The following is a 19,937-nucleotide window of genomic DNA, read 5'->3' as shown; positions in this document are numbered from 1 at the left end:
TCTCTGCCCCACTCCCGTAGGAGATAACGAGCATCACGCCACCCGCTCTGCGCCGCATCTGGCGATGCGGCGAAGACGCAAGCGCGAACCGTATCGGTCAGTACATCACCCGCAAGGTCACGCCATAGGTGCGCGGCGCGCCGAGGAACGCGTTCCACGAACCGGTCTGCAGCGGCGCGTCGAAACCGACCTGCTTGTACTCCTCGTCGAACAGGTTCAAGGCCCAGGCCTCGACCATCCAGCGACGGCTCTTGGCGCCGATGCCGACGCGCGCGTTGACCACGGTGTAGGCCTCCTGGCCCTTCTCCGGGTCCAGGTCCGAGCCGGTGTTGTAGTCGGAGGAATACTTCGCACCGATGTTGGCGCGGCCGATCAGGCTGGAACCGAAATCCCACTGATAGGTCACCGACGCCGAGGCCGACCACAACGGCGCGAAGCTCGCGCGCGCGCCCGGCAATTTCGCCAGGTCCGCATCGGGCAGCGGATCGTTGCCGTACTTGGTGTCGGCGTACATCACCCCGCCCTGCAGCATCAGGCCCTTGATGCCGGGCTGCCACAGGATTTCGGTGTCGATGCCCTGCGAGACCACTTCCGGAATCGAGCGCACCACGAAGCTGGTGCCCAGGAAGCTGTTGAGCTGGAAGTCGCTGTAGGTCTGATGGAACAAGGTCGCGTTGAGCAGCAGGTTGCCGCCGGCCCAGGTGGTCTTGGCGCCCAGCTCGTAGCTGTCGACGAACTCGCCCGGGAACGAGGTGTCGTTGACCGGAGTGATGCCGGCGGTGCCGGCCGACAAACCGTTCGACGACTGCACGCGATCGAGGTTGAAGCCGCCGGCCTTGTAGCCGCGCGCGGCCGAGGCGTAGCCCATGACGTGTTCGTTCCAGCGGTACGCGGCCTTGATCGTGCCCGACCATTCCTTCTCGTCGCGTTCCTGGTTGGTCACCCGGCCGTTATGCAGCCTGTTGGCCCACGGCAGACACATGAAGCCGACCACCTGCGGCACCAGCGCGCCCAGCGCCGCGACCGGCACGCCGCGCGCGGCCAGCGCCTGGCCGACCCGGGCCGGATTGCCCAATGCCGCGCCGCAGCCCAGGCCGCCGTTGGGATTGCTGTAGACCGAATCGAGTTCCTTGTTTTCCTTGGTGTAGCGCAGGCCCAAGGTCAGGTCGAGTTTGTCGGTCGCATGCCAGGTGTTGTTGGTGAACAAGGCGACGCTGTTGCTGTTCTGCTTGTAGCGATCGAGCGCGCCGAGCCCGGCGAAGCTGCTGCCGAACGGACGGCCGGCGGCTTGCGACAGGAAGGTCGCGGCGTTGGCCATGTTGACCGTGCCGGCCGGGAAGCGCGAGGCGATCTGGCCGAGCACCGCGGTCGACAGATACGGCTCGTAGGCCGCGCCGATGCTGTAGGAATCGTTGCGCTTGAGGTCTTCGTCGGCATAGAACAGGCCGAACATCCAGTCGACCTTGTCGGTCGAGCCGGTCAGGCGGAATTCCTGGCTGAACTGCTTGAAGCCGGTGAACGATTCGTTCGGGTTCGGATTGCGGTAGATGATGTCGGCGGTGGTGAAGTCGAAATCCAGGCCGTTGATCGCCTGCCAGTCGCGCGAGGCGGTGATCGAGGTCAGGGTCGCGCCGTTGAACCACGGCGTGATCCAGTTGACCTCGGCCGACAGGCCCTTGTCCTTGATGTCCTGGGTGGTCGGACGGTTGCTCCAGGCGCGGCGCGCGAACGGATCGGCGACCGGCGCCACGCCGATGCCGCCGACCAGGCCGTTGATGATCGCCGAGGTCGGGCCGCGCACCGTGGTCAGGCCGACGCAGCAGTTTTCTTCGCGGCTGGTGAAGTCGGCGATCAGGTTGATGTCGAGGTTTTCGGTCGGCTCGAACAGCAACTGGCCGCGCAGGGTGTGGAAGTTCTGGTCGCCGTCTTCGCGTTCGGCGCGCGGGCCGCGGCCGATCTCGACATCGGTGAAACCGTCGCGCTTGCGCTTGGCGCCATAGATGCGGAACGCGGCGTTCTCGCCGATGGTGGTGTTGAGCGAGCCGGCCGCGCCGAGCGCGCCGTAATTGCCGATGGTGAATTCGCCCTCGACCGTGGTGTCGTAGGTCGGGCGGCGGGTGATCACGTTGATCACGCCGGCCGAGGTGTTCTTGCCGAACACCGTGCCCTGCGGGCCCTTGAGCACTTCGATGCGTTCGATCTCGCCCAGGTCGCCGAAGCCCACACCATTGCGCGGACGGTAGACGCCGTCGACGACCACGCCGACCGAGGATTCCAGGCCGGCGTTGTCGCCGACCGTGCCGATGCCGCGGATGCGCGCGACGGTCTGCACTTCGCTCTGGGTGCTGCTGACGGTCAGGCCGGGCACCAGCACCTGCACGTCCTTGACGTCGCGCACGCCGCTGTCCTGCAGCAACTGCTGCGGCAAGGCGGTGATCGAGATCGGCACGTCCTGCATCGCCTCCTCGCGCTTTTGCGCGGTGACGGTGAGGCCGGCCAGGGTCTTGGCTTCCTCTTCCTGCGCGGGTGCGGCGGCTTGTTGCGCCTGCGCGCTCGCGGCGAGCGAGGCCAGGCTCAATGCGATGGCCCAGGACAACGCTTTACGACTCGACTGGCGAGCGATCATGTGATTTCCCCCTTTGTATTGAAGCGTTTCGTTGCAACGTGGCTGACGTCAATGTCTGCTGCGGCGATGGCGAACCCGAACCGATGCGGCATGCGGCTGGGCGGTGCAAGGGCGACGCGTGGTGCTGCCTGCGGCCGGTGTCGGCGTCGCGCGCACTTCCCCTGTGCGCGACGCATCCTGATTCGATACGCAATACGGGAACGATTGCGGCCTTGGCGTGTGAGCTTGTGAATCGTCCGTCGGAACTTAACACGCCATTTGCACACGTCATGCGGCGTCGCAGCACCTTTGTGCGGGCAAGCAATTACCTCGCCGATGCGCGGGCGATAAACGAACGAACGTTCGGGTTTTAGTTCGATACGATTCGTTCGTCGGCTGTTGGCTGCGGACTTGTATCCGCCTCACCGCCAGCCGATAACCGACAACTGCGAGCCGAAAGCCGGTGCAGCGCCGCGAGGTTTTTGTGGACGCGACTTCAACCTCGGCGGTCGAAGCGGCGAATCGACCTGCAGGTACAAGGCGAGCGCATGAGGCCGGCGCTGAAAGCCCCGCCACGAGACTTCGCGTCAACCCGAGCGATCAGGCTGCGGCACGACCGCACGCGACGAACCATCCATCGATTCGCGCACGCAAACACAACCCATGCGTATCGCCCCGACAATGCCGGAACGATACGCATCGATCGTTGAGAACATCAGACGTCCATCACCTCACTCGCCGATCCAGCCGATCAGCCCGGCCGGACAACAACAACAGCGATCCACTTCACTCGCGCACCAAGGTCGACTTGCCGAACAGGCTTTCGACCAGATCGATCGCCACCAGCGCGGTGCCGTTGTCGCGATCGAGGATCGGATTGAGTTCGACGATGTCCAGCGAGCCCATGCGGCCGCTCTCGGCGATCATCTCCATCGCCAGTTGCGCCTCGCGATAATTCGGCCCGCCCGAGACCACCGTGCCCACGCCGGGCGCGATGCTCGGATCGAGGAAGTCGACATCGAAGCTGACGTGGATGTGGGTGTTTTCGTCGACCCCTTCCAGCGCGTGCTCCATGACCTTCTTGATGCCGATGTCGCCGATCTTGCGCATGTCGTACACCGGCAGGCCGTGGCGCTTGATCAACTGCTTCTCGCCGGCGTCGACCGAGCGCGTGCCGATCTGGCGCATCTCGTCGACCTGCATCGCCGGCGCCGAGCCGCCCAGATGGGTCAGCGATTGCGGCCCCAGCCCGATCAGGCAGGCCACCGGCATGCCGTGCATGTTGCCGGTCGGGGTGATGTCGTGGGTGTTGAAATCGGCGTGCGCGTCCAGCCAGATCACCCGCAGCTTCTTGCCCTGCTCGCGGCAATGCCTGGCGACCGCGGTGATCGAGCCCAGGCCGAGGCAGTGATCGCCGCCGAGCAGGATCGGCATGCGGCCGCCGCGCAGTTCCTTGCCGACCGCTTCCATCACCCGCTGGTTCCAGACCACGACTTCGTCGAGATGACGATAGCCGTCGACCGGTTCGGTCCAGGGATTGGGCGGGCCTTCCAGATTGCCGCGATCGGCGACGTCCAGGCCGAGCGCGCTCAGCGATTCGGTGAGTCCGGCGATGCGCAGCGCTTCGGGTCCCAGGCGCGCGCCGCGGTAGCCCGCACCGATGTCGGTCGGTGCGCCGATCAGCGTTACGGCCGTTTGACAGGTGCTCATGTGTGGTCTCTTTGAATTGCGGGAATGGGGAATCGGGAATGGGGAATCGGGAATGGGGAACCGGAAAAGCGATGCGACGGGACCGGCGGCAACGAAGCGACAGCGCTGCGCTTTCCGATTCCCGACTCCCTGTTCCCGATTCCCGGCAGTCCCCGCTCACTTCTCCACGAACGCCCGCTCGATCACGTAATCGCCCGGTTCGCGCGTGCGCGGCGACGGCTTGAAGCCGCGGCCTTCTAGCAGCGCGGCGGTGTCTTCGAGCATCTGCGGGCTGCCGCACAGCATCACCCGGTCCTCGCGCGGATCCAGCGGCGGCAGGCCGAGGGTCTGCGCCATCAGGCCGTCGGCGATCGCATCGGTGATCCGGCCCTGATTGCGGAACGGCTCGCGGGTCACGCTGGGGTAGTAGATCAACTGGCTGCGGATCGACTCACCGAGGAACTCGTGCTTCGGCAGTTCTTCCTGCAGGAACTGCGCGTACGCCAGATCGCTGACGTGGCGCACGCCGTGGGCCAGGACCACGGTTTCGAAGCGCTCGTAGGTCGCCGGGTCGCGGATGATGCTCAGGAACGGCGCGAGGCCGGTGCCGGTGCCGAGCAGGTACAGCCGCTTGCCCGGATTGAGATCGTTGAGTACCAGCGTGCCGGTCGGCCGCCGGCTGACCAGCACCGGGTCGCCGTTGTTGATGTGGCGCAGGCGCGAGGTCAGCGGGCCGTCGGGCACCTTGATGCTGAAGAACTCCAGATGGTCTTCGTAGTGCGCGCTGGCGATCGAGTAGGCGCGCATCAGCGGCCTGCCGTCGACCTCCAGCCCGACCATGACGAAGTGTCCGCTGTCGAAGCGGAAGCCGGGGTCGCGGGTGGTGCGGAAGCTGAAAAGGCTGTCGTTCCAGTGCCTGACTTCGATGACGCGCTCGGTCGCCAACTGCATCGTCGTGACTCCTAGTAGTTATGGGCTTATTCCGTTCGCGCGCGCCGGCCGGGGATATTCGTCATCCGGCCGACGCGCGCCTGTAATTAATAAGTGCCATCGCGTCGCGGCTCGCCGTGGCGGGCGGCGGAATGGCGCGCCAATACCAGCACATTATCTTTCCCGCATGGGAATCAATGTTCGGAAGAATGATCCGCGTCACTGCCAAATCGGGCTTGCGCCTTTGACTGCGGCCTCCGCCTGCCCCGAATATTAGCGCCGAGATATTCGAAGACGCCGCCAAGCGTTTTTCATCCGCCGGCATGGATGCGGTGACGCATTATGTCAGCTGACCAACCACGTCACTCACGAGGGTCGCATGGACGATTCGGTCTTCTTCTGCGCGTCAACAACCGCAAGGCTTGGCGCGGCCGCGAACGGCGTCTGGCTATCGCCGCGGGCCATTTTCCAGATCCGCCCGGGCCGCGCCGATCCGGAAAATATCCGCGCGCGCGTAAATATTCGCCGGGGCCGGCCATGAACACGGACGCCGGTCGCAGTTCAAACCTGACGGACACTGCTCAATCCGACCGTGACCCCGACCCGCTTAATATCGCCGGATTATCTTTCGGCGCCGCCGACGGGGTTGAAAACCCAACCCAGGTCACGCCCGCCCGGATAAATCCATTGAGCTTTATTAGTTATATCGCGCACCCGCTGTTATTAATTTCCGTGGTTATCTACGTAATTGCCGCGATCGGCCTGGACTGGGATCCGGGCGCCGCCAGCCTCGGCTTCGTGCTCGCCACCGTCTTCTATCTGGCGATGCTCGAATTAATCATTCCGTACGAGCGCGCATGGCTGCCCTCGCGGCGCGAGTGGGGCCTGTACGCGGTCTACTTCGTGATCACGATGATCGGCGGCGCGCTGGCGCAGCTGCCGGTGATGGCGGTGGTGTCGATGGTCGCCCCGCTGCATCCGCTGTTGCCGCTGTGGGCGCAGATCCCGCTCGCGCTGCTGCTGAGCTCGCTGGCGAGCTATGCGGTGCATCGCGCCGGCCACGACATCCCGCTGCTGTGGCGGCTGCACGGCGTGCATCACGTGCCCGACAAGGTCAACGTCGGCAACAACGGCGTCAACCACGTGTTCGACATCGTCCTGGCCCAGTTCCTGGTGCAGGTGTCGCTGGCGCTGATCGGCTTTTCCGAGCACGCGGTGTTCGCCGTCGGCATCTTCATCATCGCCCAGGGCTATTTCGTCCACGCCAACATCGACGTGCGCCTGGGCTGGCTCAACCACATCCTCGCCAGCCCCGAGCTGCACCGCATGCATCACAGCGCCGACAAGGCCGAGGCCGGGCATTTCGGCTCGGACCTGTCGATCTGGGACCGCCTGTTCGGCAGCTATACCTGGCGGCCCGATCGCAAGCCGCGCGCGATCGGCCTGTTCGATCCGGGCTCGTTCCCGCGCAACGGCGCGATCTTCTCGACCCTCGTCCACCCGCTGCGGCCGCGCAAGAAACCCGCGCCGACGCCGCCCTGAGCCTTTCCCCGGGCTTCGGAGCCGAAGCCTCGCACTTATCGCAAGCCTCCCCTCGCAATCCACATCCACGTACCGGCGATGTAACAACAAGGACTCGATCATGACGGATTCCAGCAGCAAGGCCTCGACCCGCGAGACTCCGAGCGACGAGGCGGCCCACCACGCCGCCAGCGCGCACGCCGCATCCACGCCATCGGCCGCGGGCGTGGGCGACGACCGCATCGCCATCGTCGGCATCGGTTGCCGTCTGCCCGGCGGCGCCTCGGATCACCGCGCGTTCTGGCAGAACCTGATCGAGGGCAAGGACTGCCTGACCGCGACCCCGGCCAATCGCTACGACGTCGGCACGCTCGGCAGCAAGGACAAGAGCAAGCCCGGCCGCCTGGTCGGCGGACGCGGCGGCTACATCGACGGCTTCGACGAATTCGATCCGGCCTTCTTCGGCATCAGCCCGCGCGAAGCCGACTACATGGACCCGCAGCAGCGCAAGTTGCTGGAGGTGTCGTGGGAGGCGCTCGAGGACGGCGGCCTCAAGCCCGCCGAACTCGCCGGCCAGGAGATCGGCGTATTCGTCGGCGCCTTCACTCTGGACTACAAGATCGTGCAGTTCGCCGATCTGAGCTTCGAGACCCTGGCCGCGCACACCGCGACCGGCACGATGATGACGATGGCGTCGAACCGCATCTCGTACTGCTTCGACTTCCGCGGCCCCAGCCTGTCGATCGACACCGCTTGCAGCTCTTCGCTGGTCGCCGTGCATCTGGCCTGCCACAGCCTGCGCCGGCGCGAGACCAGCCTGGCGCTGGCCGGCGGCACCCTGCTGCACATGACGCCGCAGTACACCATCGCCGAAACCAAGGGCGGGTTCCTGTCGCCGGAAGGCAAGTCGCGCACCTTCGACGCCGCCGCAAACGGTTACGTGCGCGCAGAGGGCGTCGGCATCGTCGCGCTCAAGCGCCTGGACGATGCGCTGCGCGACGGCGATCCGATCTACGCGGTGATCGTCGGCACCGGCGTCAATCAGGACGGCCACAGCAACGGCATCACCGTGCCCAATCCCGATGCGCAGGTGACCTTGATCAAGCGGGTGTGCGCCGAAGCGGGAATCGAACCGGGCAGCCTGCAGTACATGGAAGCACACGGCACCTCGACCCCGGTCGGCGATCCGATCGAAGCCAAGGCGCTCGGCCGCGCGCTGGGCATCGGCCGCAAGCCCGGCGACAAATGCTTCGTAGGTTCGGTCAAGACCAATATCGGCCATACCGAAGCCGCCGCGGGCGTCGCCGGCCTGATCAAGACCGCGCTGGCGCTCAAGCACAAGTTGATCCCGCCGCACATCAACCTCAACACCGTCAATCCGGACATCGATCTGGCCTCGATGCCGTACGAGATCCCGACCCAGGTCACGCCGTGGCCGGCGCACGACGGCCCGGCGCGCGCCGGCGTCAATTCGTTCGGCTTCGGCGGCACCAACGCGCACGTGCTGCTGGAAGAAGCGCCGCCGCGCGAGGACGCGCATGTGCAGGCCGACGATGCCGATGAGGCCGCGCCGCGCTACAACATCCTGCCGCTGACCGCGCGCGATTCGGCCGCGTTCCCGGATCTGGTCGAGGGCATCCGCAAGGAGCTCGAACGCGGCGGCGACGACGCGGTGTCGCTGAAGGACCTCGCCTACACCCTCGCCCACCGCCGCCAGCATCTGGAAGCGCGGCTGTCGTTCGTCTACGACAGCCGCGAAGCGCTGCTCGAACGCCTGAGCGCCTACGCCGCCGGCGAAGCGCATCCGCACATCCTTGCCGACGAACGCCGCGGCACCGCCGCGCCGAAACTGGCCTGGGTGTTCACCGGCATGGGCCCGCAGTGGTGGGCGATGGGCCGGCAATTGTTCGAACACGATCCGATCTACCGCGAGGTGATCGAGCAATGCGACCGCGAGTTGTCCAAGCATGTGGACTGGTCGCTGATCGAGGAAATGAACGCGGCCGAAGCCGATTCGAAGATGAGCGACACCTGGCTGGCGCAGCCGGCCAACTTCGCGGTGCAGATCGCGCTGGCGGCGATGTGGCGCGCGCGCGGCATCGTGCCCGATGCGATCGTCGGCCACAGCACCGGCGAGGTCGCCGCCTTTTACGCCGCCGGCGTGTACACATTGGAACAGGCGGTCAAGGTGGTGGTGCATCGCAGCCGCCTGCAGCAGAAGCTGGTCGACACCGGGACCATGCTCGCGGTCAGCCTGAGCGAAGCCGAAGCGCTCAAGCGGGTGAAGCCTTACGGCAATCGGGTCTCGGTGGCGGCGGTCAACAGCCCGACCGCGATCACCCTGGCCGGCGATCAGGACGCACTGGCCGAACTCGCCGCCAAGCTGCAGGCCGAACAACTGTTCGCCAAGTTCCTGACCGTGCGCGTGCCCTATCACAGCGCCAAGATGGACCTGATCAAGGACGAGTTGCTGCAATGCCTCGACGGCCTGGCGCCGCATCCGGCGCGGGTGCCGCTGTACATGACCGCGCGTCCCGGCATCGCCCAGGGCCATGAGCTCGACGCGAATTATTGGTGGGAGAACGTGCGCAACAGCGTCGGCTTCCGCGCCGCGATCGATCAGCTGATGGACGACGGCTACGATCTGTTCCTGGAAATCGGCCCGCATCCGGTGCTGGGCCACTCGATCCAGGAATGCTTCGCCGCGCGCGGCGGCAGCGCCAAGAGCGTTCCGTCGATCCGCCGCCAGGAAGACGAAGCCGCGCGCTTCACCGCCTCGCTGGCGAGCCTGCACAACCTCGGCCTGGCGATCGACTGGACCTCGCTGCATCCGCGCGGCCGCCACGTCACCCTGCCGCGCTATCCGTTCAAGCGCGATCGCTACTGGATCGAACCGCGTCCGGTGGAACAGATTCGCCTGGGCCAGCTCGATCACCCGCTGCTGGGCCGGCGCATGGCCAATGCCGAACCGACCTGGGAAGCCAAGCTCGACGTCGAGCATCAGCCGTATCTCGAAGACCATCGCATCCAGGGCAATGTGCTGTTCCCGGCCGCGGGCTACATCGAAATGGCGACCCAGGCGGTGCGCGCGATGACCGGCGGCGCGTCGGCCGCGATCGCCGACATCGAACTGCGCAAGGCGCTGTTCCTGCCCGACGCCGAAGCGGCGACGGTGCAGCTGTCGTTCGCCTCCGACGGCGCGACCTTCAACGTCTCGACCGTGTCGGCCGACGGCAACGACCGCACCGTGCACGCCAGCGGCAGCATCCGCGCCAGCCAGGGCCGCCGCAGCGGTCCGAAGCTGGACGTGGCCGCGGTGCGCGAACGCAGCCCGCTGTATCTGGCGCGCTCGGCCTGCTACGACGCGCTGGCGTCGATGGGCTACCACTACGGCCCGGCGTTCCAGGGCATCGAGGAAGTCTGGGTCGCGCCCGGCGAAGCGCTGGCGCGGATCGCGCCGACTGCGCAGTTGCTCGGCGGCGCCGCCGATCACCATTTCCATCCGGCCATGCTCGATGCCTGTTTCCAGGCGCTGCTGACGCCGCAGATCCTCAAGCAGCAAAGCGACGACGCCAGCGACACCGGCATCCGCCTGCCGCTGTCGATCCAGGAAGTGCGCACCGACGCGATCGGCGACCGCGCGCTGTGGGTGCATGCGGTGATCACCTTCGACGGCGGCGACGAATTGATCGGCGACATCTTCGTCTACGACGAACACGGCGCGCCGCTGGGCCGGGTCGGCGGCTTCCGCGCGGCCAACGTCGAAAACGCCAGCGCCAAGGTCGGCTTGAACACGATCGACAATTGGCTGGCCGAAACCACCTGGGTCGAAAAGGCCGAGGAAGCCGCGCAGGTCGAAACCGGTCTGGCGATCGCCGAACCGGGGCTGGCCGGCGAAAGCGAGGGCTGGCTGATCTTCGCCGACGCGCAAGGCGTGGGCGACGAACTGGCCGCGCTGGCGGCCCATCGCGGCGAGCGCGTGCATCTGGTGCGTCCGGGCAAGCGCTACAAGCTGGAAAAGGACCTGCGCGAATCCACCGTCGCTCCCGGTTCGGTCAAGGACTTGCAGCGTCTGTTCGCCGATCTGGCCAAGCACGATCAGGGCCGCTTCGGCTCGGTCGTGCATCTGTGGAATCTCGACCATCCCACCCTCGATCAAATCGACGCGCCCGGCCTGCAGTCCGGCAACAGCCGCGGCGCGTATGCGCTGATCGCGCTGAGTCAGGCGCTGCAGAGCGCGCATCCGCACGGCAAGCTGCACATCGTCACCCGCGGCACCCAGGCGGTGCGGCGCTTTGACGCGGTCGAACCGCTCGGCGCGCCGGCCTGGGGCATCGGCCGGGTGCTGTGGTATCAGGAACTGGTCGCGCAGCGCGGCAAGCTGATCGATCTGCAATCGTCGGGCCATTACGATGCCGCCGCATTGCGCGCCGAAGCGCTCGCATTGCGCCGCGAAGTGCTGCTGGTCGATGAAGACGAAATCGCCCTGCGCGACGGCAAGCGCTACACCAGCCGCTTGATGCCGGCGACCGGGCTGACCAAGCCGTTACCGCTGCGTTTGCGCGCCGATGGCGCTTACCTGGTGACCGGCGCCTTCGGCGCGCTCGGCCGCCTGCTCTGCCGCACCCTAGTCAAGCGCGGCGCGCGCAAGCTGATCCTGGTCGGCCGCAGCAAGCTGCCGCCACGCGCGCAATGGCGCGACACCGACCCGAACAGCCCGGTCGGCCGCAACGTGCGTTTTCTGAAAGAGTTGGAAACCCTCGGCGCCGAGCCGATCCTGGCCCAGCTCGACATCACCGACGAAGGCGCGCTCAACGGCTGGCTGTCGGACTATCGCCAGCGCGAACTGCCGCCGATCCGCGGCGCCTTCCACCTCGCAGGCCAAGTGCGCGACACCTTGCTGGCCGAGATGGAGCGCGACAGCTTCGATCCGGTGTACGAACCCAAGGTGGTCGGCGGCTGGCTGCTGCACAAGTACCTCGCCGATCAGCCGCTCGAACACTTCGTGCTGTTCGCTTCGATCGCCTCCTTGGTCACCACCGCCGGCCAGACCAACTACGCCGCCGGCAACGCCTTCCTCGATGCCCTCGCCCATCACCGCCGCGCGCGCGGCCTGCCCGCGCTCGCACTGGACTGGGGCCCGTGGGCGACCGGCATGATCGAGGAACTCGGCCTGATCGATCACTACCGCAACAGCCGCGGCATGAGTTCGCTGTCGCCCGATGCGGGCATGGACGTGCTCGAACGAGTGATCGGGCAGGATCGTGCGCAGTTGTTGGTCGCGACCGTGGTCGACTGGCCGATCTTCCTGGCCTGGTACGCCTCGCCGCCGCCGCTGGTGGTCGAGCTGGCCAAGCACAACGCCGGCGCGGGCAATGCCGAACACGGCAGCTTCGTCGACGCCTTCCGCGACGGCGACGCGCAGACCCGCTGGAACCTGCTCAATGAACGTTTCCACGGCCTGATCGCCCAGGTCATGCGGATCAAGCACGAGCAGATCGACACCGACGCCAGCCTCAACGCGCTGGGCCTGGATTCGCTGCTGGCGATGGAGCTGCGTGCGCGCATCCATACCGAGTTGAAGGTCGCGCTGCCAGTCGTCACGCTGCTGAGCAGTTCCTCGATCGGTACCCTGAGCGAGCAACTGCATGCCGCGCTGATCGACCTGGTCGCGGCCGAAGGCGAAGACGACGGCGGCGCGCAGTTCATCGCCCACACCGACGACACCCGCTACCCGCTGACCCAGAACCAGAACGCGCTGTGGTTCCTCAAGCAGCTCAATCCCGACGGCTTCGCCTACAACATCGGCGGCGCGGTCGAGGTGCGGGCCGAACTGGAACCCGAGCTGATGTTCGAGGCGGTGCGCGCGCTGATCGCGCGCCACCCGAGCCTTCGCGCCAACTTCATGCTTGACGAAGGCCATGCGGTGCAGAAGATCTCGGCCGAGGGCAAGCACGACATCGCCCTGATCGATGCGCAGGACAAGAGCTGGGACGAGATCTACCAGCACATCATCCGCGAGTACCGCAAGCCCTACGACCTGGAACACGACGCGCTGGTGCGCTTCCGCCTGTACAAGCGCGGCAAGGATCGCTGGGTGATCATGAAGGCCGTCCACCACATCATCTCGGACGCGATCTCGACCTTCACCTTCATCGAAGAACTGCTGTCGATCTACGAAGGCCTGCGCCGCGGCGAGAAGACCGAGCTGGGGCCGATCCGCGCGCGCTATCTGGACTTCCTCAACTGGCAGAACAAGTTCCTGGCCAGCCGCGACGCCGACAAGATGCTCGACTACTGGCAGTCGGCGCTGCCCGAGGAAGTGCCGATCCTCAATCTGCCGACCGACAAGCCGCGGCCGATCGTGCAGACCCACAACGGCGCCTCGCAGTTCTTCGTGCTCGAACCCGAACTGAGCGCGCGCATCCACTCGCTGGCGCGCGAAAACGGCGTCACCGTGTTCATGGTGCTGCTTAGCGCGTACTACATCCTGCTGCACCGCTACACCGGCCAGGACGACGTGATCGTCGGCAGCCCGGTAATGGGCCGCACCCAGGAGGAGTTCGCCCAGGTTTACGGCTACTTCGTCAACCCGCTGCCGCTGCACGTCAATCTGTCGCAGCAGCCGAGCATCGCGCAGATGCTCGCGCAGGTGCAGCAGATCGTGCTCAACGGCCTGGACAATCAGGAGTATCCGTTCGTGCTGCTGGTCGAGAAGCTCGGCCTGCAGCACGACCCGAGCCGCTCGGCGGTGTTCCAGGCGATGTTCATCCTGCTCGCGCACAAAGTCGCGACCGAGAAGTACGGCTACCGTCTGGAATACATCGAACTGCCCGAGGAGGAAGGCCAGTTCGATCTGACCTTGTCGGCGTACGAGGACGAAGCCGACCAGCGTTTCCACTGCGTGTTCAAGTACAACACCGACCTGTTCCTGCCGCAGACCATGCAGCGGCTGGCTTCGTACTACGTCAACCTGCTCGACGAACTGACCCGGGTGCCGTCGACGCAGTCGATCGCGCAGTTGCAACTGCTCGGCGTTGATGAGCGCGTGTCAGTGCTGGAACAGTGGAGCGGCGCCAGCGAAACCGCGCAGGCCACGCGCCCGGTGCATCAGCTGATCGCCGACATAGCCCGGGCCAAGCCCGATGCGATCGCGGTGGCGGCGCCGGGCGAAACCGGCCCGGCCATGCAGCTGAGTTATGGCGAACTCGAACGCCGTTCCAATCGCCTGGCCCGCAAACTGCGCGAACTGGGCGTGCGCGACGGCGCGGTGGTCGCGCTGTGCCTGGACAAGTCGCCGGAACTGATCGTCACCCTGCTCGCGGTGCTCAAGGCCGGCGGCGCGTATCTGCCGCTCGATCCCGAATACCCGGCCGAACGTCTCGCCTACATGGTCGGCCACGCCGATGCGAAGTTCGCGGTAATCGACGAAGACCGGCGCGAACGTCTGGCCTCGTGGTCGGGCGAAGTGCTGACCCTGGACGAACTGCATCTGATCGCCGATGCCGAAACCGATGCCTCGCCGGTCGATTTCCCGGTGCTTCTGGACGACAGCGCCTACGTGATCTACACCTCCGGCTCGACCGGCAAGCCCAAGGCGGTGCGCGTCACCCACGCCAATCTCGCCTCGGCCTATGCCGGCTGGGAGCGCGAATACCGGCTCGACGAAGCCAATGCGCATCTGCAGATGGCGAGCTTCTCGTTCGACGTGTTCGCAGGCGACCTGGTCCGCGCCCTGTGCTCAGGCGGCAAGCTGGTGCTGGTCACCCGCGAACTGCTGTTCAATACCGCGCGCCTGTACCAGGTGATGCTCGACGAACAGGTCGACGCGGCCGAGTTCGTGCCGGCGGTGGTGCGCGGGGTCATGGACTATTGCGATCGCGAGGGCAAGCGCCTGGACTTCATGCGCTTGCTGGTGGTCGGTTCGGACGTGTGGAAGGTCGAGGAATACCAGCGCCTGCGCGCGCTGGCCGGGCCGCGCAGCCGGGTGATCAATTCCTATGGCCTGAGCGAAGCGACCATCGACAGCACCTACTTCGAAGGCGCGACCGAACACCTCGAACCCAGCCGCATGGTGCCGATCGGCCGGCCGTTCCCGAACAGCGCGCTGTACATCCTCGACGAACACAGGCAGCCGCTGCCGGCCGGCGTGCCCGGCGAATTGTGGATCGGCGGCGGCGGCGTCAGCGCCGGTTATGTCGGCGACGAGGAACAGACCGCGCAGCGTTTCGTCTCGCTCACCCTCAGCCCCGGCGCGAAACCGCAACGCCTCTACCGCACCGGCGATCTCGCACGCTGGAGCGGCGACGGCGAAGTGCAGCTGATCGGCCGCGTCGACACCCAGGTCAAGGTGCGCGGCCATCGGGTCGAGATCGGCGAGATCGAATCCCAGCTCGCCGGTTGGGAACCGGTCAGGCAGGCGGTGCTGACCGTGCGCGAGGATGCGCGCGGCGAAGCGGCGCTGTGCGCTTACTGCGTGGCGGCCGAGGAAGGCGAACGCCTGAACTGGCGCGCGCTGCGCGAACACTTGGCCGCGTACCTGCCGACCTTCATGATCCCGGCTCACTACGTTCAGCTCGACGCGCTGCCGCTGTCGGCCAACGGCAAGGTCGATCTGGCCGCGTTGCCGGCGCCGGACTTCGACGCCGGCCAGGCCGAGTTCGAAGCACCGGTGACCTTGTACGAAGTGCGCATGGCCGAACACTGGAAGCAGTTGCTCGGACTGGAACAGGTGGGCCTGCAGCACGATTTCTTCGAAGTCGGCGGAAGCTCGATCAAGCTGATCGAACTGATCTACAACCTGCAGACCGAGTTCAACATCGCCATCGCGGTGAGCCAGTTGTTCAAGGTCACCACCCTGCACGGCATGGCCAAGACGGTCGAGGCGATCAGCCTGGGTCGCGTGGCCGGCGCGCAACCCTATCTGCGCTTCAACCAGGGCAAGCAGCACGAGCAGACCATCTTCTGCTTCCCGCCCGCGGGCGGCCACGGCCTGGTCTATCGCCAGCTCGCGGTGCATATGCCCGAGTACGAGTTCGTTTCGTTCAACTACATCCTCGGCGACGAGAAGGTGGCCAACTACGCCGACCTGATCGAGAGCATCCACGCGCCCGACGGCCATTGCACCCTGTTCGGTTATTCGCTCGGCGGCAATCTCGCCTTCGAAGTGGCCAAGGAACTCGAACGCCGCGGCCGCGAAGTGCCCAACGTGGTCATCATGGATTCCTACCGCATTCCGGAATCCTTCGAGCTGGGCAACGAGCACTTCGAAGCCTTCGAACGCGAACTCACCGAGCATCTGCGCAAGCACACCGGCTCGGCGATCGTGGCCCAGGAAACCATGGAGCAGGCCAAGGACTACATCCGCTTCTGCAGCCAGACCCCGAACGTCGGCAAGATCGCCGCGCCGGTGAGCGTGATTTCCGACGAAGACAAGCTGGTGTTCTACGGCACCGGCCACCGCGGCACCTGGCATGGCAGCTCGACCACCCACACCAAGGTGTTCAAGGGCTTCGGCAAGCACGCCGACATGCTCGACCACGACTACATCGCGCTCAACGCGGCCTTGGCGCGCGGCATCCTGGTGGGAGACGAGACCAATGTCGCCTGACCTCGATGCGGCCAGACCGTCGAAGTCGGGCCCGGACTGGAGCGCGCGCGAGCGCGCTGCAGGGGCCAAGCCGCGGGTGATCATCATCGGCGCCGGCGTGGCCGGCATGGCCACCGGCAGCTACGCGCAGATGAGCGGCCTGGAAACCCGCATCTTCGAAAAGCACGTGCTGCCGGGCGGCTGCTGCACGGCGTGGTCGCGCAAGGGCTACATCTTCGATTACTGCATCGAGTGGCTCAACGGCACCGCGCCGGGCAACAACGCCAACCAGGTCTGGCGCGAACTCGGCGCGCTCGACGGCAAGACGGTCAAGAATTTCGAGCTGTTCAACAAAGTGGTCGACGAGCACGGCCGCGAGGTGCGCTTTTACAACGATCCCGATCGCCTGGAAAAGCACCTGATCGAGGTCTCGCCGGTCGACGCGCCCTTGATCAAGGCGTTTTGCGATGACTTGCGCCGCTTCACCAAGCTCGCCCTGCATCCGTTCCTGAAACCGGCGCCGCTGGAGAACTGGCGCGAGAAGCTGGCGATGATGCGTCAGGTGTTGCCGGCGTTCCGATTGTTCTGGCGCACCGGCGCGGCGCAGATGGGTCCGTACGCGGATCGCTTCGCCGATCCGCTGCTGCGCCGCGGCTTTCGCAACATGTTCTTCCAGGACCCGCAGAACTTCGCGGTGCTGCCGTATCTGTACAACCTGGCCGAGGCGCACAACGACAACGTCGGCTTTCCGCAGGGCGGCTCGCTGGGGCTGTCGCGTTCGGTCGAGGAGCGTTACCTCGGCCTGGGCGGGATCATCAACTACCGCACCCGGGTCGATCGCATTTTGATCGAGGACGGACGCGCGGTCGGGGTCGAACTCAAGAACGGCGAGAAGCATTACGCCGATCATGTGGTCGCCGCCTGCGACGGCATGTTCACCCTGCATGGATTGCTCGACGGCAAGTACACCAATCCGCGCCTGGACAAATTGTTCAACGACGTGCTGCACCGGCCCGGCGAACGTTATCCCGGCGTGGTCTCGGCCTTCGTCGGTTTCGAAGGCGACGTACCGGCCAGCGAATCGCACAGCACGACCTATCTGCTCAGCGCGGCCGATGCGGCCAGGCTGCCGGGCGCGGATCAGGGCAGCCTGGTGGTGCAACTGCGCTCGCGCTATTCCGACGGCTTCGCGCCGGAAGGCAAGTCGGTGATCCATTGCACCTACTTCAGCGACTTCGATTACTGGAAGACCCTGCGCAGCACCGACCGCAAGCAGTACTGGGCGAAGAAACGCGAAGTGGCCGAGTTCGTGCGCGGGTTCCTGGAGAAGCTCTATCCGGGCATCGGCGAGCGGATCGAACTGGTCGACGTGGGCACGCCGGCCACCACCGAGCGTTACACCGGCAATCACAAGGGCGCGATCCTCGCCTGGAAATCGCCCGATGCCGACGACCTGCTCGCCGCCCTGGTCAACAAGGACCGCATGCGCCTCAAAGGGCTCAGCGGTTTTTCGATGGCCGGCCACTGGATCAACGGCGGCAGCCTGATCAAGGCCGCATCGAGCGGACGCTTCGCCGCGCAATACCTGTGCGAGGAACTCGGCGTGCCGTTCAAGGCCTGGGAAAGCGGCAACCGCGAGCCCTGGCACCGCGACAAGCTCGGCCAGCTGCCGCAGCTCGACAAAGACCCGCCGCTGGAACGCCCCGCCCGACCGTTGCGCCTGGTCGAAACCCCACCGCTGTCGACGCTGTCGCCGGCGCCCGCCGCCTGAGCCGCAAGGAAGCCACGACCATGACGACTGACTCGGGCTACACAGCAAACACCCACGCCATCGCAGCGCGGCTATACGCGCAGCCATCCGCGGAGGCCGCCTATGTCGCGTGACACCGGCCCGGACTGGAGCGACCGCGCACCGCGCGCGAACGGCCGACCACGCGTGATCGTCATCGGCGGCGGCGTCAGCGGCATGGCCACCGGCGTCTACGGCCAGATGAACGGCATGGACACGCGCATCTTCGAAACCCACGTACTGCCCGGCGGCTGCTGCACCGCGTGGTCCCGCAAGGGCTACATCTTCGACTACTGCATCGAATGGCTGATCGGCACCGGCGCCGGCAACGACGCCAACCGGATCTGGCGCGAACTCGGCGCGCTCGACGGCAAGTCCGTGCGCGACTTCGACATGTTCAACAAGGTCGTCGACGAACACGGCCGCTCGGTCACCTTCTACAACGATCCCGACCGGCTCGAACGCCATCTGCTGGAGATTTCGCCGGCCGACGAAGCGCTGATCCGTTCGTTCTGCGCCGACCTGCGCCGCTTCATCAAGATCGAGCTGTATCCGTTCCTCAAGCCCGATCCGCTCAAGAGCGCCGGCGAAAAGATCAAGACCATGCTCGAGATCCTGCCCGCGTTCCGGCTGTTCTGGCGCAACGCGGCCACGCCGATGCACGACTTCGCCGACAAGTTCCGCGACCCGCTGCTCAAGCGCGCTTTCCGCAACATCTTCTATCAAGATCCGGAATGCTTCCCGCTGCTGCCGTACCTGTACAACATGGCCTGCGCCTACAACAACAACGCCGGCTTTCCGCAGGGCGGCTCGCTAGGCCTGTCGCGTTCGATCGAGGAGCGCTACACCGCCCTCGGCGGCATCCTGACCTACCGCGCCCGCGTCGACCGCATCCTGGTCGAGGACGGACGCGCGGTCGGGGTCGAACTCAAGGGCGGCGCGCGCCATTACGCCGACTTCGTGGTCTCGGCCGCCGACGGTTACACCACCATCTACGGCATGCTCGAAGGCAAGTACAAGAACAAGACCATCGACACCTTGTACGACGAGATGCTCAACAAACCGGGCATTCTGTTCCCGGCGGTGGTCTCGGCCTTCGTCGGCCTGGAAGGCGATCTCGACCCGAACGATTCGCACAGCACCACCTACATGCTGAGCGAAGAGGAAGCCAAGCAACTGCCAGGCGCCCTGCAGGCCAGCATCGTGGTGCAACTGCGCTCGCGCTATTCCGACGGCTTCGCCCCGGCCGGACGCTCGGTGATCCACTGCACCTACTTCAGCGACTTCAATTACTGGCGCAAGCTGCGCAGCGAAGATCGCAAACGCTATTGGGCGGAGAAGAAGCAGGTCGGCGAATTCGTGCGCGGTTTCCTGGAAAAACTCTATCCGGGCATCGGCGAGCGGATCGAACTGGTCGACGTGGCCTCGCCGGCCACGACCAAGCGCTACACCGGCAACAGCAACGGCAGCATCCTGGCCTGGAAAGCCTTCAGCGATGCCGAAGACCTCGCCAACAAGCTGGTCAACAAGGGCCGCATGCAATTGCCGGGGCTGGGCGGTTTCTACATGGCCGGGCAATGGGTCGGCCTGGGCGGCTTGATCCGCGCCGCCTCGTCGGGCCGCTTCGTCATGCAGTTCATCTGCAAGGAGCTCGGCCGCGAATTCAAGGCCTGGGAAAGCGGCGGCGCCGCGCCCTGGCACACCGGCAAGCTCGGCCATTTCCCGCAACTCGATAAAACCCCATCGGAACGGCCCGCAAAGCTGCGCCTCGTCGATGCGCCCGTCGCGCTCGAACAAGCCACCGCCGTCTGACC

The 19,937-nt window shown here is 65.9% G+C and carries 8 protein-coding genes; 5 read left to right on the top strand and 3 right to left on the bottom strand.

The window, feature by feature from the left end; genetic code table 11:
* Positions 1-97 precede the first annotated feature (97 nt).
* From IEQ11_RS09080 to IEQ11_RS09070, 3 genes are all read right to left on the bottom strand, one after another.
* Positions 98-2,626, bottom strand: a complete 2,529-nt coding sequence (locus tag IEQ11_RS09080; RefSeq protein WP_191822844.1) for a TonB-dependent receptor — start codon at positions 2,624-2,626, stop codon at positions 98-100.
* Positions 2,627-3,391: 765 nt separating this feature from the next.
* Positions 3,392-4,315: an arginase gene (rocF, locus tag IEQ11_RS09075; protein WP_036111529.1), complete on the bottom strand. Its 924-nt coding sequence runs from the start codon at positions 4,313-4,315 to the stop codon at positions 3,392-3,394.
* Between the two features lie 156 nt (positions 4,316-4,471).
* Positions 4,472-5,245 carry a ferredoxin--NADP reductase gene (locus IEQ11_RS09070; protein ID WP_036111532.1) on the bottom strand — a complete coding sequence of 258 codons (774 nt, stop codon included), beginning with the start codon at positions 5,243-5,245 and terminating at the stop codon, positions 4,472-4,474.
* Positions 5,246-5,603: 358 nt separating this feature from the next.
* Between IEQ11_RS09070 and IEQ11_RS09065 the strand changes: the two genes are divergently transcribed.
* The 5 genes from IEQ11_RS09065 to IEQ11_RS09045 all read left to right on the top strand — a co-directional run bounded on the left by IEQ11_RS09065 (position 5,604) and on the right by IEQ11_RS09045 (position 19,935).
* Complete coding sequence (locus IEQ11_RS09065; RefSeq protein WP_191822845.1) at positions 5,604-5,765, top strand: hypothetical protein; 162 nt, start codon at positions 5,604-5,606, stop codon at positions 5,763-5,765.
* A gap of 146 nt (positions 5,766-5,911) precedes the next feature.
* Entirely contained in the window at positions 5,912-6,766 is an 855-nt protein-coding gene (locus IEQ11_RS09060; RefSeq protein WP_228464861.1) for a sterol desaturase family protein, read from the top strand.
* 100 nt (positions 6,767-6,866) lie between these two features.
* Positions 6,867-16,355 carry an HSAF biosynthetic non-ribosomal peptide synthetase/polyketide synthase gene (locus IEQ11_RS09055; RefSeq protein ID WP_191822847.1) on the top strand — a complete coding sequence of 3,163 codons (9,489 nt, stop codon included), beginning with the start codon at positions 6,867-6,869 and terminating at the stop codon, positions 16,353-16,355.
* Complete coding sequence (locus tag IEQ11_RS09050; RefSeq protein WP_191822848.1) at positions 16,345-18,105, top strand: phytoene desaturase family protein; 1,761 nt, start codon at positions 16,345-16,347, stop codon at positions 18,103-18,105. The genes IEQ11_RS09055 and IEQ11_RS09050 overlap by 11 nt, the downstream gene beginning before the upstream one ends.
* 102 nt (positions 18,106-18,207) lie before the next feature.
* On the top strand, positions 18,208-19,935 hold the full coding sequence (locus tag IEQ11_RS09045; RefSeq protein ID WP_191822849.1) for a phytoene desaturase family protein: 1,728 nt from the start codon (positions 18,208-18,210) through the stop codon (positions 19,933-19,935).
* The last annotated feature ends 2 nt before the right edge of the window (positions 19,936-19,937 follow it).

It is taken from the genome of Lysobacter capsici (genome assembly GCF_014779555.2).
In the GTDB taxonomy this organism is placed as follows: Bacteria; Pseudomonadota; Gammaproteobacteria; order Xanthomonadales; family Xanthomonadaceae; genus Lysobacter; species Lysobacter capsici.
Note: the sequence above shows the minus strand (reverse complement) of the source record. Positions and strands in the feature narration are given on the sequence as shown.

What these genes read in the sequence shown, in the direction of transcription:
- rocF (WP_036111529.1), bottom strand. Translation starts at nt 4,315, where the DNA reads ATGAGCACCTGTCAAACGGCCGTAACGCTGATCGGCGCACCGACCGAC.
- IEQ11_RS09045 (WP_191822849.1), top strand. Translation starts at nt 18,208, where the DNA reads ATGTCGCGTGACACCGGCCCGGACTGGAGCGACCGCGCACCGCGCGCG.
- IEQ11_RS09065 (WP_191822845.1), top strand. Translation starts at nt 5,604, where the DNA reads ATGGACGATTCGGTCTTCTTCTGCGCGTCAACAACCGCAAGGCTTGGC.
- IEQ11_RS09050 (WP_191822848.1), top strand. Translation starts at nt 16,345, where the DNA reads ATGTCGCCTGACCTCGATGCGGCCAGACCGTCGAAGTCGGGCCCGGAC.
- IEQ11_RS09070 (WP_036111532.1), bottom strand. Translation starts at nt 5,245, where the DNA reads ATGCAGTTGGCGACCGAGCGCGTCATCGAAGTCAGGCACTGGAACGAC.
- IEQ11_RS09080 (WP_191822844.1), bottom strand. Translation starts at nt 2,626, where the DNA reads ATGATCGCTCGCCAGTCGAGTCGTAAAGCGTTGTCCTGGGCCATCGCA.
- IEQ11_RS09055 (WP_191822847.1), top strand. Translation starts at nt 6,867, where the DNA reads ATGACGGATTCCAGCAGCAAGGCCTCGACCCGCGAGACTCCGAGCGAC.